The sequence below is a fragment of the Synechococcus sp. R8-2 genome, assembly GCF_047461715.1.
Taxonomy (GTDB): Bacteria; Cyanobacteriota; Cyanobacteriia; order Thermostichales; family Thermostichaceae; genus Thermostichus.
Genome location: NZ_JANSHQ010000634.1, coordinates 1 through 679, shown reverse-complemented (window position 1 = coordinate 679; position 679 = coordinate 1). Strand labels below are relative to the sequence as shown.

Here is a 679-nt window from a genome sequence, read left to right as displayed (position 1 = left end):
ATTGCCGGAACAGGGCAGTTCTGCCCAAGCAGGCAGGAAAACCCCACATGCGCCATTGCGGTCTCGGTGCAACCGCGATCCCCTGCAGCAAAACTCATTCCAAAGCCCAGACTTCCGGCAGAAGCCGCCCTCTACGAGCAAAGTGTACGGGCAAAGTGAGGGTAGAGCGTATATCATTACCCCTTCGGCTGGGCAATGTCGAACTCGGCGTCGTAGTCGAAGTCCTCCTCTTCGTCAGCCCAGTCTTCTTCCAGCCTATCGTTCCCCGCCAGCTCCTCTTCCTCCAGGCGGCGCTTTTCTTCGTATTCCTCATCCTCTAGGCCCAAAGCAGCCCGCTCTGCCCGCCGCTGGAAGCGCTCCAGTGCCGCTGGAGTGATGAAGGGATAGGGCAACCCTTGGGCTTGGGCTTCCTCCAGCGCTGCGCGGTAGCTCTCCACTTCCTTGATGTCGATTTTCCAACCGGTGAGGCGGGCTGCCAGGCGCACATTTTGCCCCTCTTTGCCAATGGCCAAACTGAGCTGGTCGCTGTTGACCAACACATGAGCTTGCTGGATTTCCGGATCCACTAGCCGCACCTCCACCACCTTGGCCGGGCTGAGGGCATTGGCAATGTAAGTGGCAGGATCTGGTGACCAGCGAATGACATCGATTTTCTCATTGCGCAGCTCTGCTACCACCG

At 58.8% G+C, this 679-nt stretch carries 1 pseudogene; it reads right to left on the bottom strand.

Annotated elements, in window-relative coordinates:
• Positions 1-176: 176 nt before the first annotated feature.
• Positions 177-679, bottom strand: a pseudogene (gene nusA, locus NW819_RS13315) (transcription termination/antitermination protein NusA); the annotation flags it as partial.